Origin of the sequence: Bradyrhizobium sp. CIAT3101 (assembly GCF_029714945.1) — a bacterium.
GTDB lineage: Bacteria > Pseudomonadota > Alphaproteobacteria > Rhizobiales > Xanthobacteraceae > Bradyrhizobium.
Genome location: NZ_CP121634.1, coordinates 359,227 through 382,699, shown reverse-complemented (window position 1 = coordinate 382,699; position 23,473 = coordinate 359,227). Strand labels below are relative to the sequence as shown.

Annotated in this window: 17 protein-coding genes, 1 pseudogene and 1 riboswitch; of the genes and pseudogenes, 12 read left to right on the top strand and 6 right to left on the bottom strand. The window is 64.2% G+C overall.

The features are described 5' to 3' along the window. Positions 1 to 403 precede the first annotated feature (403 nt). Both acs and QA645_RS01645 read left to right on the top strand, forming a co-directional pair. Complete coding sequence (gene acs, locus QA645_RS01650; RefSeq protein ID WP_283047747.1) at positions 404 to 2,350, top strand: acetate--CoA ligase; 1,947 nt, start codon at positions 404 to 406, stop codon at positions 2,348 to 2,350. Between the two features lie 413 nt (positions 2,351 to 2,763). Next, a complete protein-coding gene (locus QA645_RS01645; protein WP_283047745.1) occupies positions 2,764 to 3,279 on the top strand; it encodes a L,D-transpeptidase in 516 nt (171 codons plus the stop codon). A gap of 55 nt (positions 3,280 to 3,334) precedes the next feature. On the opposite strand, the gene QA645_RS01640 is transcribed toward QA645_RS01645, so the two are convergent. Further along, positions 3,335 to 3,925, bottom strand: a complete 591-nt coding sequence (locus tag QA645_RS01640) for a thermonuclease family protein (RefSeq protein WP_283047744.1) — start codon at positions 3,923 to 3,925, stop codon at positions 3,335 to 3,337. A gap of 59 nt (positions 3,926 to 3,984) precedes the next feature. Then, positions 3,985 to 4,182 carry a DUF1674 domain-containing protein gene (locus tag QA645_RS01635; protein WP_254127468.1) on the bottom strand — a complete coding sequence of 66 codons (198 nt, stop codon included), beginning with the start codon at positions 4,180 to 4,182 and terminating at the stop codon, positions 3,985 to 3,987. A gap of 187 nt (positions 4,183 to 4,369) precedes the next feature. Between QA645_RS01635 and QA645_RS01630 the strand changes: the two genes are divergently transcribed. The 3 genes from QA645_RS01630 (at position 4,370) to purH (ending at position 9,351) form a co-directional block, all read left to right on the top strand. Beyond that, positions 4,370 to 5,716, top strand: coding sequence for an RsmB/NOP family class I SAM-dependent RNA methyltransferase (locus QA645_RS01630; RefSeq protein WP_283047743.1), 1,347 nt, complete (start codon positions 4,370 to 4,372; stop codon positions 5,714 to 5,716). Between the two features lie 157 nt (positions 5,717 to 5,873). Continuing rightward, entirely contained in the window at positions 5,874 to 7,592 is a 1,719-nt protein-coding gene (locus QA645_RS01625; RefSeq protein ID WP_254135180.1) for a heparinase II/III family protein, read from the top strand. A 59-nt stretch (positions 7,593 to 7,651) separates the two neighbouring features. After that, a riboswitch (ZMP/ZTP riboswitch) is annotated at positions 7,652 to 7,733 on the top strand. Positions 7,734 to 7,758: 25 nt separating this feature from the next. Beyond that, on the top strand, positions 7,759 to 9,351 hold the full coding sequence (gene purH, locus QA645_RS01620; protein ID WP_283047741.1) for a bifunctional phosphoribosylaminoimidazolecarboxamide formyltransferase/IMP cyclohydrolase: 1,593 nt from the start codon (positions 7,759 to 7,761) through the stop codon (positions 9,349 to 9,351). A gap of 183 nt (positions 9,352 to 9,534) precedes the next feature. On the opposite strand, the gene QA645_RS01615 is transcribed toward purH, so the two are convergent. Continuing rightward, positions 9,535 to 10,923, bottom strand: a complete 1,389-nt coding sequence (locus QA645_RS01615) for an MFS transporter (protein ID WP_283047740.1) — start codon at positions 10,921 to 10,923, stop codon at positions 9,535 to 9,537. A gap of 100 nt (positions 10,924 to 11,023) precedes the next feature. Here QA645_RS01615 and ggt point away from each other — a divergent pair. Next, positions 11,024 to 12,770 (top strand): annotated as a pseudogene (gene ggt, locus QA645_RS01610) (gamma-glutamyltransferase). A gap of 111 nt (positions 12,771 to 12,881) precedes the next feature. After that, positions 12,882 to 14,177 (top strand): MFS transporter, encoded by a 1,296-nt coding sequence (locus QA645_RS01605; protein WP_254127462.1) that lies wholly within the window; start codon positions 12,882 to 12,884, stop codon positions 14,175 to 14,177. A gap of 27 nt (positions 14,178 to 14,204) precedes the next feature. Here QA645_RS01605 and QA645_RS01600 read toward each other — a convergent pair whose 3' ends face one another. Then, complete coding sequence (locus QA645_RS01600; RefSeq protein WP_148752794.1) at positions 14,205 to 14,870, bottom strand: glutathione S-transferase; 666 nt, start codon at positions 14,868 to 14,870, stop codon at positions 14,205 to 14,207. Positions 14,871 to 15,019: 149 nt separating this feature from the next. Between QA645_RS01600 and QA645_RS01595 the strand changes: the two genes are divergently transcribed. The 4 genes from QA645_RS01595 (at position 15,020) to panE (ending at position 18,794) form a co-directional block, all read left to right on the top strand. Beyond that, on the top strand, positions 15,020 to 15,616 hold the full coding sequence (locus tag QA645_RS01595; RefSeq protein ID WP_283047737.1) for a DUF2239 family protein: 597 nt from the start codon (positions 15,020 to 15,022) through the stop codon (positions 15,614 to 15,616). A 93-nt stretch (positions 15,617 to 15,709) separates the two neighbouring features. After that, positions 15,710 to 17,059: an MATE family efflux transporter gene (locus QA645_RS01590; protein WP_283047735.1), complete on the top strand. Its 1,350-nt coding sequence runs from the start codon at positions 15,710 to 15,712 to the stop codon at positions 17,057 to 17,059. Between the two features lie 90 nt (positions 17,060 to 17,149). Next, complete coding sequence (locus QA645_RS01585; RefSeq protein WP_283047733.1) at positions 17,150 to 17,758, top strand: 2-hydroxychromene-2-carboxylate isomerase; 609 nt, start codon at positions 17,150 to 17,152, stop codon at positions 17,756 to 17,758. A 112-nt stretch (positions 17,759 to 17,870) separates the two neighbouring features. Then, a complete protein-coding gene (gene panE, locus QA645_RS01580) occupies positions 17,871 to 18,794 on the top strand; it encodes a 2-dehydropantoate 2-reductase (RefSeq protein WP_283047731.1) in 924 nt (307 codons plus the stop codon). A gap of 192 nt (positions 18,795 to 18,986) precedes the next feature. On the opposite strand, the gene QA645_RS01575 is transcribed toward panE, so the two are convergent. After that, on the bottom strand, positions 18,987 to 19,580 hold the full coding sequence (locus tag QA645_RS01575; RefSeq protein ID WP_283047729.1) for a c-type cytochrome: 594 nt from the start codon (positions 19,578 to 19,580) through the stop codon (positions 18,987 to 18,989). Positions 19,581 to 19,765: 185 nt separating this feature from the next. Further along, positions 19,766 to 21,037, bottom strand: coding sequence for a PQQ-dependent sugar dehydrogenase (locus QA645_RS01570; RefSeq protein ID WP_254127455.1), 1,272 nt, complete (start codon positions 21,035 to 21,037; stop codon positions 19,766 to 19,768). 719 nt (positions 21,038 to 21,756) lie between these two features. Between QA645_RS01570 and QA645_RS43325 the strand changes: the two genes are divergently transcribed. After that, positions 21,757 to 23,457 carry an ATP-binding protein gene (locus QA645_RS43325; RefSeq protein ID WP_349253163.1) on the top strand — a complete coding sequence of 567 codons (1,701 nt, stop codon included), beginning with the start codon at positions 21,757 to 21,759 and terminating at the stop codon, positions 23,455 to 23,457. Positions 23,458 to 23,473: the final 16 nt, after the last annotated feature.

Below are 23,473 nucleotides of genomic sequence, written 5' to 3'. Positions count from 1 at the left end.
CGCCTTGGCCCTGTCTGGTACCGTTCAATGCCGCTGTTCTGATGTTTGTTCCAAGCCTCGCTTGGAGGGCCTCTTTGGACCCGGGTTAGCCACTTAGGGTGTTCCGAACCGCATTGCGAGTCCCGAATCAGTGAAAAGCGGTTCCTAAATACCGCCTGCGACGCATGGGCGCCCTGCGCAGCCCTGTTCCGGAGATCTGGGTAAAGAGCCCAAAACCTCTGCCGGTCTGTTTCAGATTTGCGACAGCCGGCCTTTGCCGCTTGATTTCCCGCATGGCCGGCCGATCACCGAAGGTCCAGCTTGTGCTCCTTGTCGGGTCCGGTTAGCCCGACGCATAATCGGTGCAACGATCAAGTCGGCTTGCGCATCGCCAGCGTTTGGCTTGCCGTATGTGGAGGGAAACATGTCCGAGAAGATTTACGACGTGCCCGCGGAATGGGCCAAACGGGCCTGGGTCGACCAGGCCAAGTACAAGGACATGTACGCCCGCTCGATCGCGGACCCGAACGCCTTCTGGGCCGAGCAGGCCAAGCGCATCGACTGGATGCACGCACCGACGAAAATCGAGAACGTCTCCTTCGCGCCCGGCAACATCTCGATCAAATGGTTCGAGGACGGCATCCTCAACGTCGCCCATAACTGCATCGACCGCCATCTCGCCAAGCGCGGCAACCAGACCGCGATCATCTGGGAAGGCGACGATCCCTCGCAGTCCAAGCACATCACCTACAAGGAGCTGCACGACGAGGTCTGCCGGATGGCCAACATCCTGCGCACCCGCAACGTCAAGAAGGGCGACCGCGTCACCATCTACCTGCCGATGATTCCGGAAGCAGCCTACGCGATGCTGGCCTGCGCCCGGATCGGCGCGATCCACTCGGTGGTGTTCGCAGGCTTCTCGCCCGACAGCCTCGCCCAGCGCATCAACGACTGCCAGTCCAAGATCATCATTACCGCGGACGAAGGCCTGCGTGGTGGCAAGAAGGTGCCGCTGAAGGCCAATGTCGACGCGGCGATCGCCAAGGCCGACGGCGTCGACTGGGTCGTCGTGGTCAAGCGCACCGGCGGCAAGATCGAGATGAACCCGACGCGCGACCTCTGGTACCACGAGGCCGCCGCCATGGTGACGACCGAATGCCCGGTCGAGCACATGCACGCCGAGGACCCGCTGTTCATCCTCTACACCTCGGGCTCGACCGGCCAGCCCAAGGGCGTGCTGCACACCTCGGGCGGCTATCTCGTGTTCGCGTCGATGACGCATCAATACGTGTTCGACTATCACGACGGCGACATCTACTGGTGCACCGCCGACGTCGGCTGGGTTACCGGCCACAGCTACATTCTCTACGGGCCGCTCGCCAACGGCGCGACCACGCTGATGTTCGAAGGCGTGCCGAATTACCCGGATAATTCGCGATTCTGGAACGTCATCGACAAGCACAAGGTCAACATCTTCTACACCGCGCCGACCGCGATCCGCGCGCTGATGCAGTCGGGCGACGAGCCGGTGAAGAAGACCTCGCGCGCGAGCCTGCGCCTGCTCGGCTCGGTCGGCGAGCCCATCAATCCGGAAGCCTGGGAATGGTATCACCGCGTCGTCGGTGACGACCGCTGCCCGATCGTCGACACCTGGTGGCAGACCGAGACCGGCGGCATTCTGATCACGCCGCTGCCGGGCGCGACAAAACTCAAGCCGGGTTCGGCAACGCAGCCGTTCTTCGGCGTGGCGCCCGAGATCGTCGACGCCGACGGCAAGGTGCTGGAGGGTGAGACCACGGGCAATCTCTGCCTGACCCGTTCATGGCCGGGCCAGATGCGCACGGTCTATGGCGATCACGCCCGCTTCGAGCAGACCTATTTCTCGACCTACAAGGGCAAATACTTCACCGGCGACGGCTGCCGCCGCGATGCCGATGGTTATTACTGGATCACCGGCCGCGTCGACGACGTCATCAACGTCTCTGGCCATCGCATGGGCACCGCGGAAGTCGAGAGCGCGCTGGTCGCGCATGAGAAGGTGTCGGAAGCCGCCGTGGTCGGTTATCCGCACGACATCAAGGGTCAGGGCATCTATGCCTATGTGACGCTGATGGCCGGCGTCGAGCCGAGCGACGAGCTGCGCAAGGAACTCGTCACATGGGTCCGCAAGGAAATCGGCCCCATCGCGGCACCAGACCAGATCCAGTTCTCGCCCGGCCTGCCCAAGACCCGCTCGGGCAAGATCATGCGCCGCATCCTGCGCAAGATCGCCGAGGATGAGCCGGGCAGCCTTGGCGACACCTCGACACTCGCCGATCCTGCGGTGGTCGACGACCTCGTGAAGAACCGGCAGAACAAGAAGTCGGCGTAGGAACGGCCTCGTGCCCCGGACGCAGCGCAGCGCTTCTTCAGCGGTGCGCTGCAGAACCGGGGCCCATCTATCCACGAAAAGAAGAAGCTGGGTCCCGGCTCTGCGCAACAGCGCAAGAGCGCTGCAGCGCGTCCGGGACACGAGACTGCCTTTCGCGCCAACGTCGTCCCAAACAAACCCCCGTTCACGCCCTCACGCACTTGTCAGGACGGACGCCGGCGCGGCGGCATCTTTGCCGCCGAGTGTTGTTTTCAAGTCATTTACTTTGTTTCGAACATTTCCTTTGTTCCCCCTGCTGGCTGGCCCTCGGCGGCCGTGCGTGGAAACCATCCGGTTAACAGGTGCGGTTAAGAATCTCTGGGCGAGCAGGCGATTGCCGGTTTTTGCGTCATTTTGAACGATGGGAAATATCGATGTCGATGAAGGTTGCTGTGGCGCTGGCCGCCACCATCGGGGCAGGGGTCTTGATGTCGACGGCTGCCGAGGCGCGGCCTGAAATGGTGGGGACGCACGTCGCCAACTATTCGCCCGGCACCATCGTGGTCAAAACCAGCGAGCGCCGGCTCTATCTCATTCTCGATGACGGCCACGCCGTGCGCTATCCGGTCGGCGTCGGCAAGTCCGGCAAGCAGTGGGCCGGTACCACCCGCATCGACGGCAAGTACCGTAATCCGGCCTGGTCGCCGCCCGCCGAGGTGAAGCGCGACAAGCCGCAGCTTCCCGACGTGATCCCGGGCGGCTCGCCGTACAATCCGATGGGCGTTGCTGCGATGACGCTGGCTGGTGGCGAATATGCCATCCACGGCACCAACGTGCCGGGCTCGGTCGGCGGCTTCGTCTCCTATGGCTGCATCCGCATGCTCAACGACGACATCACCGATCTCTACAGCCGCGTCTCCGTCGGCACCACGGTGGTCGTGGCGCGCTGATCGTCGCAACCCAAACAGAGTTTGAAAGAGCCGCGTTTCGACGCGGCTTTTTTTGTTACCAGAAACGCCAGCCGCGCGTGCACCAGCCGTCGCGATGACCGCCATTGTAGCTGCGCGCGAAACCGCCAGCGAGCATCGCCGCCGAAACGTTGGCGGTCCGTCTGGTCGCGACATCGGCGAGAACGCGCCCGTATTTCTCCGAGCCGAGATTGTAGATGGTGACGCCGCCCTGGCCGAGCAGATTGCGCAGCGCCCCGGTGGCCGCTTCCGCCTTGTCCAGCTCGTCCTGGCAGGACGCCTTCATCTCGGGCGCATCGATGCCGCGCAGACGAATCCGTGCAACGAGATCGCGCCCGTCGCGTTGATGCACGCGCGCGAGAAAGGTGTCGCCATCGATGGTACGGATAACGTCGATCGGCAGGCGGCTGTCGGGATTGCCGGACTGCTGCAGGATGATCTCGGCATCCTGCGCGCGCTCGTCAGCCGGATGCGGAATCCGCCAGTCGGTGCCGTGCCGGAAGGTGAGCACGACCGCCATGACGATGCCGACCACGAACATCCACGGCAACAGTCCGGAGAAGCGACGGCCAAACGGCGAACCGCCATAAGACGGCCGATAGGAGCTATCTGGATCGAAGCGCGGCATCCGCGCACGCTAGGGCTGAGTCGGCCAAATCGACAAGTCAGCTTGAAAAGACCAGCGTCTCAGAAATCCGAAGCGATGCCCTTGCGCTCCCAATCGCCGTAGCGCGTCGGCTCAGGTCCCTTCGGCCCCTGCAACTCCTTCGGTGCCGCCTCGGCATGAACAGCGGCGGCTTGCCGGCGCGCCTCGGCTTCGGCCAGCGCGCGCTGGGCGGCCGGCGGCAACGGCTTGCGATCGGGAGCGGGAGGCTGGTCGTTCATAATCCGGGTCCTAGCGCAGGATCGCGACATGCGCGACGTCCAATTACGCATTGCTGAAATGGCCGCGACGGGCTGAAATCGCCAGAGGCCATTCTTACATTTGGCATATTCGCATGCCACAGCTGGTGTTCTTAAGGCATGCGCCCATATTGGCGGAACTGCCGCTCGCTCAGAACCTTACTTCCGCATGCCATCTCAACGTTTTGCCCCTCCGTCCGAAGTGCCTGGTCTCGCGGCACGGCGGATCGCTGCCGACATCGTCGACGGCGTCCTGCACAAGCACCGCACGCTCGATGACCAGCTCGACGGTTCCGGCGCTCATCCCGGACTGAAGACGCTCGCCGACCGTGACCGCGCGCTGATGCGGCGGCTGGTCGCAACCATCCTGCGCCGCCTCGGCACGCTCGGCCATGTGCTGTCGCGCCTGCTCGACAAAGGCATTCCCTCCGAGGCACCGCGCGCGCAGAGCGCGCTCCTGATCGGCGCTGCCCAGATTCTCTGGATGGACGTGCCGGATCACGCCGCGGTCGATCTCTCGGTGCGCCTGGTGCAATCCGACCGGCGCGCCGCGCGCTATGCCGGCCTCGTCAACGCCGTGCTGCGCCGCTGCGCGCGCGAAGGCCAGGCGCTGGTCGAGGAAGTCTCGACGCAATCGCTCGATCTGCCGCCCTGGCTGCTGGCGCGCTGGAGTGCGCATTACGGCGAGGCGACTGCGCGGGACATGGCGCTCGCGCTCGGCCACGAACCGTCGCTCGATCTCACCGTGAAGTCCGACGCTGCACAATGGGCGAGCCGGCTGCATGGCGAGGTGCTCCCGACGGGATCGGTGCGCACGCTGCTGCATGGCTCGGTGACCATGCTGCCCGGCTTCGCCGAAGGACAATGGTGGGTGCAGGACGCCGCCGCCGCGCTGCCGGTCCGGCTGTTCGGCGACATCAAAGGCAAATCCATTGCCGATCTCTGTGCTGCACCTGGCGGCAAGACCGCGCAGTTGGCGCAGGCCGGCGCGCATGTCACGGCGATCGACCGTTCACCCGCCCGGGTGGCACGCCTGCGCGAAAACCTGACCCGGTTGTCGCTCCAGGCCGAGACTGTCGTCGCCGACGCCGTGGAATGGGCGGGCCCGGCGGATGGCCTCGACGGAGTTCTGATCGACGCGCCCTGCACCTCGACCGGGACGATCCGCCGGCACCCCGACGTCGCGTGGCTGCGGCAGGAATCCGACGTCGCCGCGATGACGGTTCTCCAGCAGCGGCTGCTGAAGAAATCCGTTTCGCTGCTCAAGTCCGGCGGGACGCTGGTCTACTGCACCTGTTCGCTGGAACCCGAAGAAGGCGAGCGGGCCGTCGCGACGCTTCTCGCCGCCGAGCCTGCGCTTCGCCGCGTGCCGATCGAGGCCAGCGAGGTCTCCGGGCTCAGCGAGATCATCACCGCCGAGGGCGATCTCCGGACCCTGCCGAGCCACCTGCCGCACGCCGACCCGAAGCTCGGCGGGCTCGACGGATTTTTCGCGGCCCGGCTCGTTAAATCCTGATTTTGCACCGGATTTTGCTACCACTGGACTGATTCGGGGCCATTCAAGGTGGTGTCCGCGGTCCGATTTTGGGATTAATAAGGATTCGTCGGAATCCTCTCCCCCTTCAAGGCAAGGCGTGTCGGTCGCTCAACGCAGACGTATCTCGACGCTGGTGATGAACCGCTTCGCGCGGAACATGCTCGCGCGCGCGAGCGGCGGTCCGGTTGCGCTGTCGCGGGTCTGGCCCGGCCGCACCGATCGGCTGATCATTGCGCCGCATGATCTGCGCACCGCGGATGCGACCCGCGCCGCCGAGATCTATGCCGGGCGCTTCGTCTTCGCCGGCAAGATCGTCAACTGCCACGGCCGCTCGATCTTCGATCTCGATCCGCCCTCGGAGGATTGGGAGGTCGCGCTGCTCGGCTTCGGCTGGCTGCGGCACCTGCGCGCCGCCGACACCGCGCTGACCCGGGCGAATGCGCGTGCGCTGGTCGAGGACTGGATCAGCAATCCCGCCAACAAGCGCCGGCCCGTCGCCCGCCGCGCCGATGTGCTGGCGCGGCGCGTCATCTCGCTGCTGTCGCAGGCGCCGCTGGTGCTCAATGACACCGACAACAAATTCTACCGCCGTTATCTGCGCGCGCTGGCACGCGAGATCCGCTTCCTGCGCTTCACCATGGTCAACATCCCGGACGGGGTGCCGAAGCTCCAGGTGCAGATCGCGCTGTGCTACACGACGCTCTGCCTCGCCAACCAGGCCCGCCACATCCGCAGCGCGTCGAAAAAGCTCTCCGACGAATTGCAGCGGCAGATTCTCCCCGACGGCGGCCACATCTCGCGCAACCCGGGCGCGCTGATCGAACTGCTGATCGACCTGCTGCCGCTGCGTCAGACGTTTGCCGCGCGCAACATCGCGCCGCCGCCGGCGCTGCTCAATGCGATCGACCGCATGATGCCGATGCTGCGCTTCTTCCGGCACGGCGACGGCAATTTCGCGCTGTTCAACGGCATGAGCGCGACGCCGTCGGATCTGCTCGCCACGCTGCTTGCCTATGACGACACCCATGGCGCGCCGATGGCGAACATGCCGCACACCGGCTTCCAGCGGCTCGATGCCGGCCCGACCACACTGATCATCGACACCGGCCCGCCGCCGCCGCCCGGCGTCAGCCACGACGCGCATGCCGGCTGCCTGTCGTTCGAACTGTCCTCCGGCATCAGCCGCATCGTCACCAATTGCGGCATGCCGACCACCGGCCGCGACAATTGGCGGCCGTTCGCGCGCGGCACCGCGGCGCATTCGACGCTGACCTATCACGAGACGTCGTCCTGCCAGTTCGTCGAGATGTCGGCGATGAAGCGGCTGTTGCACGGCGCGCCGATCATCAGCGGCCCCCGTGAGGTGGAGAGCTATCGCGAAGTCGTGCAGGACGGCACGCTGCTCACGACGTCGCATGACGGCTATCTCGCCAAGTTCGGCGTGATCCATCGCCGCGTGCTGATGGTCGCCAATGACGGCGCGCGGATCGACGGCGAGGACACGCTGTCGCCACCGCAGGGCGCGCGCCTCAAGGGCGCCGACGCCGATTTCGCGCTGCGCTTCCATCTGCATCCCGCGGTGAAGGCGAGCCGGCTGTCGGATGCGCGCGGCGTCATGCTGGTGCTGCCGAACCGCGACGTCTGGACCTTCGAAGCGCTCGACGACAAGGTCGATCTCGAGGACAGCGTGTTCCTGGCCGGCAATGACGGCCCCCGCCGCACCGCGCAGATCGTGATCCGCCAGGATGCGCGCCAGGGGCCCTCGATCCGCTGGAGCTTTGTGCGTTCCTCGGCCTCGCCGGCGGTCACCAATGCCCGCCGCAACGCCCGGCGCGAACCGGAACTTCCGCTGTAAACAGGCGCGATTCGGTCCCATCTGATCGTTGTGAAGGGCCTCGAAAGCTGCTATCGAGCGCTCGTTCGCGCGACTGGCGACCTTGGATGGAGCACCATCGGGAAGCGCGACACATATCCGCCGCGCGCCTGGGCATAGACACTCCTTAAGACAGAGGATCTTGCTCATGACTGACCATCCCCGCCGCGTCACCCGCGCCCTTCTCTCCGTCTCCGACAAGACCGGCCTGATCGAATTCGCCAAGGCGCTTGCCGCGCACGATGTCGAGCTGGTCTCGACCGGCGGCACCGCGAAAGCGATCGCCGCGGCCGGCCTCAAGGTGAAGGACGTCTCCGACCTCACCGGTTTCCCCGAGATGATGGACGGCCGCGTCAAGACGCTGCATCCGAAAGTGCATGGCGGCCTGCTTGCGATCCGCGACAACAAGGAACATGCCGAGGCGATGAAGGCGCACGGCATCGCACCGATCGACCTGCTCGTCGTCAACCTCTATCCTTTCGAAGCGACCGTCGAGAAAGGCGCGGGCTTCGAGGATTGCATCGAGAACATCGACATCGGCGGTCCCGCGATGATCCGCGCCGCCGCCAAGAATCATGACGACGTCGCCGTCGTGGTCGAAGCGGACGATTACAAGGCCGTGCTCGACGAGCTCGCCGCCAACAAGGGCGCAACGACGCTCAAGCTGCGCCGGCGGCTTGCCGCAAAGGCCTATGCGCGTACCGCGGCTTACGACGCTGCGATCTCGAACTGGTTCAACCGCCAGCTCGAAATCGACGCGCCCGATTTCCGCGCCTTCGGCGGCAAGCTGATCCAGTCGCTGCGCTACGGTGAGAACCCGCACCAGACCGCCGCGTTCTACGCGACGCCCGACAAGCGCCCCGGCGTTTCGACCGCGCGGCAGCTGCAGGGCAAGGAGCTCTCCTACAACAACATCAACGACACCGATGCGGCCTATGAATGCATCGGCGAGTTCGACACCAAGCGCACTGCGGCCTGCGTCATCGTCAAGCACGCCAATCCCTGCGGCGTCGCCGAAGGCGCGAACCTCGTCGACGCCTATCGCAAGGCGCTGGCCTGCGATTCGACCTCGGCCTTCGGCGGCATCATCGCGATGAACCGCGCGCTCGATGCCGATACCGCGCGCGAGATCACGAAAATCTTCACCGAGGTGATCATCGCGCCTGATGCCAGCGAGGAAGCGATCGCCATCATCGGCGCGCGCAAGAACCTTCGCCTGCTGCTCGCCGGCAGCCTGCCCGATCCGCGTACTGCTGGTCTCACCGCAAAGACCGTCGCAGGCGGTCTGCTCGTGCAGAGCCGCGACAACGCCGTGGTCGACGACATGACCTTCAAGGTCGTGACCAAGCGCGCCCCGAGCGATGCCGAGATGCGTGACCTCAAGTTCGCGTTCCGGGTCGCAAAACACGTCAAGTCGAACACCATCATCTACGCCAAGGATCTCGCCACCGTCGGTATCGGCGCGGGCCAGATGAGCCGCGTGGATTCAGCGCGGATCGCCGCTCGCAAGGCGCAGGATGCGGCCAACGAGCTGAAGCTCACCGAGCCGTTGACCAAGGGTTCGGTCGTCGCGTCGGATGCATTCTTCCCGTTCGCCGACGGCATGCTCGCCTGCATCGAAGCCGGCGCGACCGCCGTGGTGCAGCCCGGCGGTTCGATGCGCGATGACGAGGTGATCAAGGCCGCCGACGAGCACGGCATCGCCATGGTGTTCACGGGAACGCGGCATTTCAGGCACTGATACTGATCTCGCCACACGTCGTCCCGGACAAGCGCAGCGAAGCGGAGCGCTGATCCGGGACCCATACCCCCGAAAAGGTGTTTGGCGAAGACTCGGAGTGGGGCTCTCGCGTCAAACTTGTCACTGTGGCTATGGGTCCCGGCCTTCGCCGGGACGACAGCGGAGAATGGGGCAAGAGAGGAGCTAGGACTCCCGCACCCGCATCAGCAGCGCAAACCCTGTCACGAAGAACACCACCAGCACGGCCATGCCGGCCTTCTGGCTCGCGGTGGCCGCGGTGATCACGCCGATCAGCAGCGGTCCGATGAAGGACGTCACTTTTCCGGTCAGCGCGAACAGACCAAAATACTGCGCGATGCGATCCTTCGGCGCGAGATGGATCAGGAGCGTGCGTGACGCCGCCTGAAGCGGGCCGCCGGCTGCACCGATCAGGCAGCCCAGCACGATATAGGCACGCTCGGCGGCGGCGGCGAACATCGGACCGCCCGGGACCGGCGGCGCGACCTTGACGAACAGCACGCTATCCTTGTCGACCAGCAGGATCGCCGCGACCGCGATCAGCAGGATCAGCAAGCTGCCGGCAATGACGCGCTTCGGCCCGAGGAAGTCGTCGAGCTTGCCGCCGAGCCATGCACCGAAGGTGCCGGCGACAGCGAGGATGATGCCGAAGGTGCCGATCTGGATGGTGTGCCAGCCGAAGGTGCCTGCGGCATAGATACCCCCGAACGCGAACAGCGACACCAGGCCGTCGGTGTAGATCATGTTGGCGAGCAGAAACGCCGCGAGCGATTTCTGCTTCGGCAGATCCTTCAGCGATCGCTTCAGATCCGCCAGGCCTTCATGCAGCGCCTCGCGCACCGGGCGCTTCGCCGGATAATCCGGCGTGAACAGGAACATCGGCGTCACAAAGACGATGAACCACAGCCCGGTCAACGGTCCCGCGGCACGATCGCCCTCGTGGGTGGCGGGGTCGAGCCCGAACAGCGGCGTGAAGCCGAGCAGCGTGCGGCCGGTCTCCGGATTGGCCGCGAGGAAACCGAGCACGATGATCAGGCTGACGATGCCGCCGATATAGCCCGTGGCCCAGCCGGTGCCGGAGAGACGGCCGATGCGCTCCGGCGGCACCAGGGTCGGCATCATCGCATTGTTGAAGACGGTGGCGAACTCGGCACCGACACTGGCAAGCGCGACCGCGATCAGCAACGGCGGAATGATGGCGTGATTGCCGGGCTTGCCGATCCACAGCGCGCAGGAGGCCAGCACGAGCACTGCGCCGAACGCGGCGATCCACGGCTTGCGGCGGCCGGCGGCATCCGCGATGGCACCAAGCACGGGTGACAGCAGCGCGATCGCCATGCCAGCTGCTGCCATCGCAAACCCCCAGAGCGATTGACCCGTGGCGGGATCCGGCGCGATGCTGGTGGCGAAATAAGGTGCGAACACGAAGGTCGTGATCAGCGTGAAATAAGGCTGCGCGGCCCAATCGAAGAAGATCCAGCTGACGACAGCGGCGCGCGGCGGATAGGTCCGCGAGGCGCCGGCCATGCGCGCCTCCGGGGCGATCGTCGTCATCAAGCAGTCCCCATCACAAACAGTTTTGTCTCTCTTAGCGCAAACCGTATAGCATTACAGCGACACCTTTGAATTGGCCTGAAGGCCCCGCGGAAATTTGATGATGTCACTATTTTCGACACGCCGGACGTTTTTCGCTTTCATCGCCACTCTGGCGTTTGGTCTTGCATCGGCGACCGCGCAGGATGCGCGACGGGCTTATGTCCCGCCCGCGCTCGACACGGTGCATGCCGTTCCCGCCGAACACGGCATGGTGGTGGCGCAGGAGAAGATATCCGCGCAAGTCGGCGCCGACATCCTGCAGCGTGGCGGCAATGCCGTCGACGCGGCCGTCGCGACCGGCTTTGCGATGGCGGTAACTTACCCGCGCGCCGGAAATATCGGCGGCGGCGGCTTCATGGTGATCCATTCCGCCGAACGCAACGAGGACATCGCGATCGACTACCGCGAGACCGCGCCGGCGGCGACCACGGCACAGATCTTCCTTGGAGCCGACGGCAAGCCTGATCCCGCCAAGTCGCGCGATTCCGGACTTGGCATCGGCGTGCCCGGCACGGTCGCCGGCCTTGCTTTGGCGCTCGAGAAATACGGCTCGGGTAAATTCACGCTGGCGCAATTGCTCGAACCGGCGATCGCGCTCGCCCGCGACGGATTCATCGTCACCGATGACATCGCCGATACCCTCCCGGGATGGTACCCGCGGCTGGCACGCTGGCCGTCCTCAACGAAAATTTTCGCAAAGCCGGATGGCAGGCCGTTTGGCGAAGGCGACAGGCTGGTGCAGAGCGATCTCGCCGACACGCTGGCGAGTGTCGCAGCGCAAGGACCACGCGGTTTCTATGAGGGCCCCGTAGCGGAGAAGCTCGCCAAGGCCGTGTCCGATGCCGGCGGCATCATGACCTCAGCCGATCTGAAGGCCTATCAGGCCGTGATCCGTTCGCCGGTGCGCGGCACTTATCGCGGCTACGACATCGTCTCGATGCCGCTGCCGTCGTCAGGCGGCGTCGTGCTGGTGGAATCGCTCAACATCCTCGAAGGCTTTCAGCTCCCGGATCTGAAACAGGGTTCGCCGGCATCGCTGCATTTGTTGATCGAAGCGATGAAGCGCGCCTATGCCGATCGTGCGCGCTATCTCGGCGATCCGGCCTTCGTCAATGCACCGATCGAAACGCTTACCGCGAAGAACTATGCGGCCAAACTGCGTGCGAGCCTCTCGACCGATCGCGCGACGCCGTCGAAGGAGATCGTTTCCGCTCCGCCCGCACCGCGTGAAGGCAGCAACACCACGCATTTCTCCGTCGTCGACAGCAGCGGCAACGCCGTCAGCAACACCTACACGCTCAACTTCAGCTACGGCGTTGGACTCGTCGCCGATGGCACCGGCGTGCTGCTCAACAACGAGCTCGACGATTTCACCGCCGCCGTCGGCGCCTCCAACGCCTATGGCCTCGTCGGCTACGAGCCAAATCTGCCCGGGCCCGGCAAGCGGCCGCTGTCCTCGATGTCGCCGACCATCGTGCTGAAGGACGGCAAGCCGGTGCTGGTGACAGGCTCGCCCGGCGGCAGCCGCATCATCTCGACCGTGCTCCAGGTGATCGTGAACGTGCTCGACTACAAGATGGACGTCGCCGCCGCCGTCGCCGCACCGCGGCTGCATCATCAATGGCTGCCGGACGAGGTGCGCATCGAGCACGGCTTTCCCGACGATGTCCTGTTCGAGCTGAAGGCGATGGATCATCTCATCGTCGAGCCGATGGGACAGACGTCGGCCAATTCGATTGCCATAACGCCGACCCCTCGGGGCACCCGATCCACGCACGCGCGGCGCGGAAGCGGCAGGACAGTAACCCTGCCCCTGCAACCCCGCCCCTGCATGGCACGACCGCGCGCGCTGGCTTGCGCCGGCCGCCGCGCGTGCTACCACCGCCCGGCCAAACGAATTTGCCGGGGAAACGCACATGACCACAGCCGATCCGACTGGGCGCATCGAACGCGCCGAGATCGAGGACACCAGCCTTCTCGCCTTCTATCGCGACATGAACGCGCCGGAGCGAAGGACGTTCTGGGCCTGCGCTGCGGGCTGGGCGCTCGACGGCATGGACTTCATGATCTATCCGCTGGTGATCGGCACCATCATCGCACTGTGGAAGGTCGATGCGGCCTCAGCCGGTCTTGCCGGCACGGTGACGCTGCTGGCGTCCGCCATCGGCGGCTGGCTCGGCGGTTATCTCTCCGATCATATCGGGCGGGTCAGGACGCTCCAGATCACCATCATCTGGTTCTCGTTCTTCTCTCTGGTCTGCGCGGTCGTGCAGAATTTCGAACAGCTGTTGATCGCGCGCGCGGTGCTTGGTCTCGGCTTCGGCGGCGAATGGGCGGCGGGCGCCGTGCTGATGGGCGAAGCGATCCGGCCGCAATATCGCGGACGCGCGGTCGGCTCGGTGCAATCGGGTTGGGCGGTCGGCTGGGGCCTTGCGGTGCTGTCGCAGGCGATCCTGTTCTCACTGATGCCGGCGGAGACGGCGTGGCGCTGGATGTTCGTGATCGGCGCGCTGCCGGCGCTGCTGGTGTTCTACATCCGCCGCTCCGTCACCGAACCCGAGATCGCGGCGGAGGCCCGCGCGAAGCAGGCCGCGGCCGGCGACCGCCCCGCGCTCTGGGAGATCTTTTCGGGCCCGATCCTGAAGACCACGATCCTGGCGTCGCTCGCGGCGACGGGCTGCCAGGGCGGCTACTACGCGATCACCTTCTGGGTGCCGCAGTTTCTGACCAAGGAACGGCATCTGTCGATCGTCGGCTCCACCGGCTATCTCTCGACGCTGATCATCGGCTCTTTCATCGGCTATCTCGTCGGCGCCTGGCTCGCCGACCGGATCGGGCGACGCAACCTGTTCCTCATCTTCTCGATCGGCGCGATGGCGATCGTGCTGCTCTATACGCAGCTGCCGCTCACCAACGAGATCCTGTGGGTGCTCGGCTTCCCGCTCGGCTTCTTCGCCTCGGGCTATTTCTCAGGCGTCGGCGCGTTCCTGACCGAGCTCTATCCGACGCGGTTGCGCGGCTCGGGCCAGGGCTTTTGCTACAATTTCGGCCGTGGCATCGGCGCGCTGTTTCCGTTCCTCGTCGGCGCGCTGTCGGCATCGACATCGCTCGCCAACGCGATCGCGATCTTCGCAGTGGTGGCTTACGCGCTGTTCTTCATCGCCGCCTTCGCGCTGCCGGAGACGCGCGGGCGCGTGCTCCACGCGGACTGACGGATCATCGCGGGGCGGTGAGGAAGCTTACCGCCCCACCTGGTACGGCCCGCCCTTCTCGAGGGCACGCGCGTAAGCCGGCCGCGCATGGATGCGCTCCAGGAACGCCATCGCCTTGGGATGGCCCTGCTCGAGCCCGCCGCGCGCTTGGGCTGCTTCAAGCGGAAAGCTCATCTGGATGTCGGCCGCGGTAAACTCGTTGCCGGCGAACCATTCGCTCTTGCCGAGCTCGCCTTCCCAATAATCCATGTGCTGCTTGAGCTGCGGATTGACCAGCGCGGTGAGCGCCTGGTTCGAGACCTTGCGCACCAGCGGACGAAGCAGCGCCGGCGCGCGCTTCGGCATCAGCGTGAACAGCAGCTTCAGCAGCAGCGGCGACATCGCCGACCCTTCCGCATAGTGCAGCCAATAGGTGAAGCGCAGCCGCTCCGGCGTGTTCGGCGGCGGGATCAGTCGGCCGTTGCCGTAGGTCGCGATGAGATATTCGATGATCGCGCCGGACTCGGCGATGGTGTTGCCGTTGTCGGTGATGACCGGTGACTTGCCGAGCGGATGGATCGCCCGCAGCTCCTTCGGCGCGCGCATGTCGGGCTGGCGCTGATAACGCACGATCTCGTAGGGGACGCCCAACTCCTCGAGCAACCACAGCACCCGCTGCGAACGCGAATTGTTGAGGTGGTGGACGGTCAGCATCGCGAGATCCTCGGGGCTTAAGCGTGGTCGGTCGGTCGCGTAGGTGCCAGCCCGGGACCGCAATGTCGAGCCATCCGGATGGATATTTTCATCCGGGTATATTGACCTTCGCAATTTACCCGGGTATTAAATCGCCCAAGATCGTCAATATGGCAATGATTTCAATGCAGAAGATTTTCACCGCTTTCCAGGGACCGCGTCGTCTGGTGTCCGGGCCGGCAGGAGAGGTCGCGCTGGTCGTCAAGCGGGTGGCGCCGCGGCCGGACGAGCCGATCATCATCTTCGAGGACGCCACCGGCCGATCGATCGACTTCGATCTGCGCGGCGGCGACCGCGAGGTGCTGGCGCGCCTGGCCAAGCTGATCCCGCCGCCGGTCGAAGAAGATGCACCACCGACCGAGCCGCGCGGGCGCGGCCGGCCGAAGCTCGGCGTGGTCGCGCGCGAGGTGACGCTGCTGCCGCGACACTGGGAGTGGCTCGGCGCGCAGCCGGGCGGTGCTTCGGTCGCGCTGCGAAAACTCGTCGACGAGGCGCGACGCGCGAGCGGCGACAAGGATCGGGAGCGGCAGGCGCGCGATGCGGCCTATCACTTCATGTCGACCATGGCCGGCAATCTCGCGCAGTTCGAGGAAGCCTCGCGCGCACTGTTCGCAGATGACCGGCGGCGCTTCACCGGACTGATCGCCGACTGGCCGACCGACATCCGCGACCACATCGTCAAGCTCGCCTACAGCGACCGCGCGTAAACCGCGCGGCGCTCTCCAACACCCCCATCGACGGCCGGGCCGCGCGTGCTTCGCGCGGCAACGGCTTCGCTTGCCCTGATGAAAGGCCCATCCATGTCCGCTCCGACACCGCTCTGGAAACACTTCCTGCGCTTTCTCGCACCGTTGATGCTGAGCAACGCGTTGCAATCGCTGTTCGGCACCGTCAGCAATGTCTATCTCGGCCAGATGATCGGCGTGAACGCGCTCGCGGCGGTCTCGGTGTTCTTCCCGGTGTTCTTCTTCCTGTTCGCCTTCGTCATGGGCCTGAGCACCGGCGCGACCGTGCTGATCGGCCAAGCCTATGGTGCGGGCAAGCTCGACAGGATCAAGATCGTGGTCGGCACGACGCTCGCCGTCGGCCTGCTGCTCTCAATATCGGTGGGACTGACCGGCGGCCTGTTCAGCCGGCAGCTGATGATGCTGCTCGCAACGCCCACGGACATTCTCGACCAGGCCAGCCGCTACGCGCGCATCATGCTGCTGACGATGCCGCTCGGCTTCACCTTCCTGCTGATGACGGCGATGATCCGCGGCGTCGGCGACGCAGTGACGCCGCTGCTGGTGCTGGCATTGTCGACGGCGATCGGGCTGATCCTGACGCCGATGCTGATCCGCGGCACTTTCGGGCTGCCGGCGTTCGGCATCACCAGCCCGGCCTGGGCGGCCGCGATCTCCAATGCAGTGACGCTGCTTGCGCTCGCGGCCTATCTGCTGCGGAAGAAGCACGCGCTCGCGCCGGATTTCTCACTACTGCGACAGGTGCGGCTCAATCGCGCTATGATCGGACAAATCCTCGGCATCGGATTACCCAGTGCGGTCGGCATGGTGGTGATGGCGATCGCCGAGCTGGTTCTGCTCGGCCTCGTCAACGGCTTCGGTTCGGATGCGACCGCGGCTTACGGTGCGGTCAACCAGGTGATGGGCTACACGCAGTTCACGGCAATGTCGATTTCGATCGCCGTCTCGATCCTCGGCGCGCAAGCCATCGGCGGCGGCGACCGGGCGCGGCTCGACGGCATCGTCCGCACCGGACTGACGTTCAACCTCGTGCTGACTGGCGGGCTCGTGGCGTTGATCTATCTGGTGCCGCGCGCCGTGCTCGGTATCTTCATCACGGACGGCGCCGTGCTCGATCTGGCGAAGGGGCTGCTCTTCGTCGCCCTGTGGAGCTCGGTGCCGTTCGGCCTTGCGACCACGTTTTCCGGCGCGATGCGCGCGGCGGGCGTGGCGCTGACGCCGATGCTGTTGTCGATATCAGCCATCGTCGCGATCGAGCTGCCGGCGGCGGTGATCCTGAGCCGCACCATCGGCCTCGAGGGCGTATGGGCCGCCTATCCGATCGTGTTCTGCGCCATGTTCGTTTTGCAGATGGGCTATTACCTCCTGGTGTGGCGCAAGAAGGCGATCCAGCGCCTGGTCTGACCCTCAAGATATTATGACCATCATTAAACGGTGGACCTGTGGCGCGCCCTGCGCCACAATGGATGAAAAGTGATGTCAGGGAGAACGATTTTGACCCGCACAGCCCCGCAATTCCTGTTCGATTTCGGCAGCCCGAACGCCTATCTCAGCCATCTGGCGATCCCGGCGATCGAGCAACGCATCGGCGTTAAATTCGAGTATGTGCCGATCCTGCTCGGCGGCATTTTCAAGTCGACCAACAACAAATCGCCGGCCGAAACGCTCGCCGGCATCAAGAACAAGCGCGAATTCCAGCAGGTCGAGACCGAGCGCTTCCTGAAGCGATTCAAGGTCCAGCCTTACGTCTTCAATCCCAACTTTCCCGTCAACACGCTGAACCTGATGCGCACCGCGATCGCGGCACAGCTCGAAGGCGTGTTCGAGAAGTACGTTGACGCCGCCTTCCACCACATGTGGCGCGAGCCGAAGAAGATGGACGATCCTGAAATTGCCGCGAAGGCGCTGGCGTCCTCGGGCCTCGATGCTCAAAAGCTGTTCGCCCGCGCCCAGGAGCCGGAGGTGAAAGGCAAGCTGATCAAGAATACCGAGGAAGCGGTCGCGCGCGGCGCGTTCGGCTCGCCGACCTTCTTCGTCGGCAACGAGATGTTCTTCGGCAAGGAGCAGCTGCGCGAGGTCGAGGAGATGGTGCTGGAGACGTAGTCTCCACATCTCCAGCGACAGAATGTGATCGCGGCACCATTCTGGATTGCTTCGCTTCGCGGGCAAGGGCGATTATAGATAGACCGCCAATAGCAACAATAAGGACTTTCCCATGCGTATCCTCGTGGTCGGCGCCGGCGCCATCGGCGGCTATTTTGGTGGCAGGCTGTTGCAGGCCGGCCGCGACGTCACCTTCCTGGTCCGCCCCAGGCGCGCCGGCGAGCTCGCGAGCGACGGCCTCGTCATCAAGAGCCCGAATGGCGACGTGACCTTGAAGAACCCGCCGACCGTGCAGGCCGACGCGCTCAAGGAAAAATTCGACGTCGTGCTGCTGAGCTGCAAGGCGTTCGACCTCGACGATGCCATCAAGTCATTCGCGGCCGCAGTCGGTCCGAATACCGCGATCATCCCGATGCTCAACGGCATGAAGCATCTCGACACGCTCGATGCCAAGTTCGGCAAGGAGCGCGTGCTCGGCGGTCTCTGCGCCATTGCCGCGACATTGAACGAGAAGCGCGAAGTGGTGCAGCTGCAGCCGATGCAGGCGATCAGCTACGGTGAGCGCGATGGCAAGCCGTCGGACCGCGTCAAGGCGATCGACGAAGCCTTCAAGAGCGGCATTGTCGGCGCCACCGCCAGCCAGAACATCATGCAGGACATGTGGGAGAAGTGGGTGTTCCTGTCGTCGCTCGCAGCTTCCACCAGCCTGATGCGCACCTCCGTCGGCAACATCCTCGCCGCGCCCGGCGGTCGCGACTTTTTGCTCGGCATGCTCGACGAAACCAGCTCGATCGCTACCGCGTCGGGCTACACGCCGGGCGGACCATTCTTCGAGCGCGTGAAGGGCAATCTCACCACCGAGGGCTCGCCGATGACGGCCTCGATGTTCCGCGACATCAAGGGAGGCTTTCCGGTCGAGGCCGACCACGTGATCGGCGACCTCATCGCGCGCGCAGATGCCGCCAAGGTCCCGGTGCCGAAGCTGCGAATCGCGTACACGCATCTGAAGGCGTATGAGAAGCAGCGCGCGGGGTAGTTTACCAACCGCATACTCCGGGGTCGTCCCGGCGAAAGCCGGGACCCGTAACCACAGGGTGCGGTTTGGCGAAGACCGATAGTTGTTCAGCTTTCCGCGGTACTCATACTTCCAATCTCGGATGGAGCACGCGGTATGGGTCCCGGCCTTCGCCGGGACGACAGCTGGACTTGTCGCAACAGCACCGCAGCGCTATTTGAAATACGCGAGATAGTGCGAGACCGCGGTGATTTCCTCTTCGCTCATGTGATAGGCGACGTCGGCCATCGCGGCGCCGCCGCCGCCGACGCGCTGGCTGCTCTTGTAGTCTTGCAGCGCCTTGACGAGATATTCCTCGCGCTGACCCGCAAGCCGCGCGACGGCCTTGGTGCCGGCAAAGCTGTCCGTATGACATGAGGCGCAGCGGCGGCCGACCGCGACCTGCGCGCCCTTCTTCGAGAGGTCCGGGTCCTTGTCTTCCGCCGGCTTCGGCGGCGTCATCGCAGCGAAATAGGCACCGAGGCTGCGGATATCCTCGTTGGTGATCTCCTGGGCGATCGGCTGCATCTGCTCGTTCTTGCGTGAGCCGGCGCGGAAGAACACGAGCTGCCATTGCAGGAATTGATCGGGCTGACCGGCCAGCGAGGGAATGTTCTCGGTCTGCGAGATGCCGTTCTCGCCGTGACAGCCGGAGCAGACGGCCGCCTTCTCCTGGACCGCGGTATTGTCGGCGGCGCCTGCAGAGAGGGCGCCAAGCGTGAGGAGCGCAGCCGCGCTGATTGCGTGCGAGATGATCTGCCGGCGCATGATGGAATTCCGATCTGTCGACTGCGTCATTCCGGGGCGCGCGAAGCTCGCGCCCGGAATCCATAACCCCCAGTCGAGGGTATGAGTTCCGGAGTTGCGCTGGCACGCATTCCGGAACGACATCGAAGTTGAAATGAAAGAGGCTGCGGCGGCTCCCGGCCACCGCAGCCTCGTGTCGTCGTACGCTACTTCTTGCTGTAGCTGATGCGATAGATCGCGCCGGCCCAATCGTCGGCGACGAGGATCGAACCGTCCTTGGCGAGGATGATGTCATCGGGGCGGCCGAGATAGCCCTGGTCACCCTCGATCCAGCCGGAGGCGAACACCTCCTTCTTGGCATTCTTGCCGTCGGGTCCGACGATCACGCGCGTGATGTTGCCGCCCTGGTACTTGTGACGATTCCAGGAGCCGTGCTCGGCGATAAAGATGTTGTTCTTGTACTCGGCGGGGAACTGGTCGCCGGTATAGAACTTCATGCCGAGCGGAGCGACGTGGGCGCCGAGGTTCAGCACGGGCGGCGTGAACTCGGAGCATTTGTGGCCCATGGCGAACTTCGGATCGGGAAGGTCGCCCTGGTGGCAGTAGGGATAGCCGAAGTGCTCGCCCATCTTCGAGACCATGTTCAGCTTGTCTGACGGCAGATCGTCGCTGACCCAGTCACGGGCGTTCTCGGTGAACCAGTATTTTCCGGTGCGCGGATCGACGTCGCCACCGACCGAGTTGCGGACGCCGAGCGCCACGATTTCGGCGTTGCCGGTCTTGGGATCGACGCGCCGGATCTGCGAGACGCTGGTCGGGGGAATGCCGACGTTGAAGGGAGGTCCGAACGGAATGTAGAACCAGCCGTCCTTGTCGGCCGCGAGATACTTCCAGCCATGCGCGGCGTAGGACGGCATGTCGTCATAGACGACCTTGCCCTCGCCGGGATTGTCGAGCTTGTTCTCGATGTCGTCGTAGCGGATCAGCTTGTCGACCGCGATGACGTAGAGCGCACCGTCCTTGACGGCCAGACCCGTGGGCATGTTCAGCCCTTTGAGAATGGTCTTGACCTCTTTCTTCCCGCCATTGTCCTTGATGGCATAGACGTTGCCGAGGCCGAACGAGCCGACGAACAGCGTGCCCTTGTCACCCCAGGCCATCTGCCGCGCGGCCAGCACGCCGGAGGCGTAGACCTCCATCTTGAAGCCCGCCGGCAGCTTCACCTTCTTGATGATGTTGGCGAGCTCGGCATCGGAGGCGCCGGTCGGCGGACCCGAGGGCGGCGCGAGGCCCTTCTGCGCCTCGGTCTCGTCGCCGAGGAACCAGTCATCCGGCGGATGGGTCCAGAATTCCTTGGTGCCGGATTCGTACTTCTTCAGGGCCCGGCCCTTGTCTTGTTGTGCATTGACAACGCTGGTCCCGGCAAGAAGGGCAACCGCTGCAAGCGCCAACACGGATCGATGGATGATCGATTTCATCGCGTCACTCCCCTAAGGCAGCCGTCAGGGCTGCACGTTATTTTGTTCTGATAGTTCGAGAGGCGAAGTTTGGAGTCTGTCGAGGTGGCAGACGCAAAAAGGTTAGCACATCTGCGAACGGTGAAAAGCGCGTCACGTGCACTGCAGTTGCGCTCAATAAAAATTGAGACGGATCTTCCATTCGAACGCACGAGATAACGACAACAATCTCGCTGCAACGCGGAATCGCAATGACGTGCGCCTCATTTGCAGGCAGCAGAATGGTCGACCAATCCAGAACCGCGAAAACAACCCCATGCACAGTAGAACGGTCGAGACCGGACGATGCGCGGTGCCACCAGCCACGCAGCTGAAACATCGTGCGATTTGACAAAAGCGGCGACTGTTTGGCGGAGGGACAGGTTCGTCGTCAAATTGCGCGTCGTGATCCCCTTTCCCGGCCTGCGCCGCACGAGCTGCATGCGGGCACCACGCAGTGAAGCCGTTCACATATGGCATCGATGATCCCTGCTAGCCTTGCCGCGGGGCCGCGCTTGACTTTCGGAGTTTCCAATCAACTCGCGTTTTAGTAGCTTGAGAAGGTAACACTTCCCTTCGTTGCACCCGATCGACTGGGAATTGAGAGGTCTGATCCCCTTCCTGCCTGGACGATGAGAATGTCGGATTCAGGAGATTTGCTGGAATCATGTCTCACCGGGGGTGGAGAGATGGGCGCTGCCATGCGCCAATTCGATTGGTCCAGCACCAGGCTCGGCACGCCTGATCGCTGGCCGGAACCTCTGCGGATCTTTTTGAAAGTCCTTCTGACGACCAATCACCCGATGCTGGTCTGGTGGGGACCGGACCTGATCCAGTTCTACAACGACGCCTTCTCCGCGATCGCAGCGAACGCACTCCAAAAGCCGGCGCTCGGGACATCCGGACGCTCCTATTGGCGGGCTCTTTGGTCGGTTATCGGTCCTGACGTCGAGCACGTCATGAGCGGCAAAGGCGGCGTTTGGCGAGAACATCGATTGATGCCGGCGGACCTCGCCGGGTCACAGCAGCACTACTGGACCTACAGTTTCAGCCCGATCGAGCAGGGAGACACTGTCCAGGGCGTGCTGGTTGTCTGCCGCGATGAGACCCAGGAATATCGGGCGACGCTGGCCCTGTTGGCACGCGAGGCGGAGTTGGCTCGCGTTCAGCAGATCGGAAAGATCGGTGGCCTTGAGGTCAATCTCACCGCCGGCTTCCGCAATCGTCGCTCGCCCGAATACCTCGCCATCCACGGCCTGCCGCCGGAAGCCGCCACCGAAACCCACGAAGATTGGGTGAGGCGCATCCATCCGGAGGACCGATCCAGGGCCGAAGGCACGTTTCTCGACGCCATCAACGGCGACGTCGAGGGCTACTCGATACAGTACAGGATCATTCGGCCCTGTGACGGCGAGACGCGGTGGATTCTCGCGAAGACGGAGATCGAACGCGACGACAACGGAAAGGCCGTCCGCCTGGTCGGCGCTCACGCCGATGTCACGGATCAGGTGCTAGCCGAGCAAGCGCTTCGCCAAAGCGAGGAAAAATACAAGAAGCTGGCGCAGGAGCTTTCCCAATCACTCGAAAAACTGCGCGCCACGCAGGACCGGCTCATTCAAGCGGAGAAGCTGGCATCACTCGGCCAGCTGACCGCCGGCATCGCACACGAGATCAAGAATCCGCTGAACTTCGTCAACAATTTCGCCCGGCTATCGAGCGACCGGGTAGCGGAGCTGATGGCCGTTCTCGGCGACGCCACGACGCCTTCGAAGACGGTCGTCGACATCAATCGCCTGACGATCACCATCCAGAACAATCTCGCGAAGATCGTCCAGCACGGCAAACGGGCGGACAGCATCGTCAACAACATGCTGATGCACTCGCGCTCCGGATCGGGTGATCATCGCCCCATCGAGATCAACGGCCTCCTGGATGAGACTCTCAATCTGGCGTTCCATGGTGCACGGGCGCAACGACCAGGCTTCAGCGTGAAGCTGCAGCGCGAGCTCGACGATGACGCCGGGAAACTCGACCTCTACCCGCAAGAGATTTCCCGCGTCTTCCTCAACCTGATCTCCAACGGCTTTTACGCCGCAACCCATCGTCGGACCGACAGCTCGGGAAAAGACTTTGAGCCGATGCTGAGCGTCAAGACCGTCAATCTGGGCGATTCAGTCGAGGTGCGAATCCGCGACAACGGCGACGGCATCTCGCCGCTGATCCGAGACAAGATCTTCGATCCCTTTTTCACGACCAAGCCCGCAGGCGAAGGGACCGGCCTCGGCCTGTCCATCTCGCATGACGTGGTGGTGAAGCAACATGGCGGCACCATCGATGTCGAGACGGAGCCGGGCGACTTCTGTGAGTTCATCGTACGCCTGCCCCGCGGAAAGCTCGAATAAGCCCGGATTGGAATTG

What these genes read in the sequence shown, in the direction of transcription:
- acs (WP_283047747.1), top strand. Translation starts at nt 404, where the DNA reads ATGTCCGAGAAGATTTACGACGTGCCCGCGGAATGGGCCAAACGGGCC.
- QA645_RS01645 (WP_283047745.1), top strand. Translation starts at nt 2,764, where the DNA reads ATGTCGATGAAGGTTGCTGTGGCGCTGGCCGCCACCATCGGGGCAGGG.
- QA645_RS01640 (WP_283047744.1), bottom strand. Translation starts at nt 3,925, where the DNA reads ATGCCGCGCTTCGATCCAGATAGCTCCTATCGGCCGTCTTATGGCGGT.
- QA645_RS01635 (WP_254127468.1), bottom strand. Translation starts at nt 4,182, where the DNA reads ATGAACGACCAGCCTCCCGCTCCCGATCGCAAGCCGTTGCCGCCGGCC.
- QA645_RS01630 (WP_283047743.1), top strand. Translation starts at nt 4,370, where the DNA reads ATGCCATCTCAACGTTTTGCCCCTCCGTCCGAAGTGCCTGGTCTCGCG.
- QA645_RS01625 (WP_254135180.1), top strand. Translation starts at nt 5,874, where the DNA reads ATGAACCGCTTCGCGCGGAACATGCTCGCGCGCGCGAGCGGCGGTCCG.
- purH (WP_283047741.1), top strand. Translation starts at nt 7,759, where the DNA reads ATGACTGACCATCCCCGCCGCGTCACCCGCGCCCTTCTCTCCGTCTCC.
- QA645_RS01615 (WP_283047740.1), bottom strand. Translation starts at nt 10,923, where the DNA reads ATGACGACGATCGCCCCGGAGGCGCGCATGGCCGGCGCCTCGCGGACC.
- QA645_RS01605 (WP_254127462.1), top strand. Translation starts at nt 12,882, where the DNA reads ATGACCACAGCCGATCCGACTGGGCGCATCGAACGCGCCGAGATCGAG.
- QA645_RS01600 (WP_148752794.1), bottom strand. Translation starts at nt 14,870, where the DNA reads ATGCTGACCGTCCACCACCTCAACAATTCGCGTTCGCAGCGGGTGCTG.
- QA645_RS01595 (WP_283047737.1), top strand. Translation starts at nt 15,020, where the DNA reads ATGGCAATGATTTCAATGCAGAAGATTTTCACCGCTTTCCAGGGACCG.
- QA645_RS01590 (WP_283047735.1), top strand. Translation starts at nt 15,710, where the DNA reads ATGTCCGCTCCGACACCGCTCTGGAAACACTTCCTGCGCTTTCTCGCA.
- panE (WP_283047731.1), top strand. Translation starts at nt 17,871, where the DNA reads ATGCGTATCCTCGTGGTCGGCGCCGGCGCCATCGGCGGCTATTTTGGT.
- QA645_RS01575 (WP_283047729.1), bottom strand. Translation starts at nt 19,580, where the DNA reads ATGCGCCGGCAGATCATCTCGCACGCAATCAGCGCGGCTGCGCTCCTC.
- QA645_RS01570 (WP_254127455.1), bottom strand. Translation starts at nt 21,037, where the DNA reads ATGAAATCGATCATCCATCGATCCGTGTTGGCGCTTGCAGCGGTTGCC.
- QA645_RS43325 (WP_349253163.1), top strand. Translation starts at nt 21,757, where the DNA reads ATGCGCCAATTCGATTGGTCCAGCACCAGGCTCGGCACGCCTGATCGC.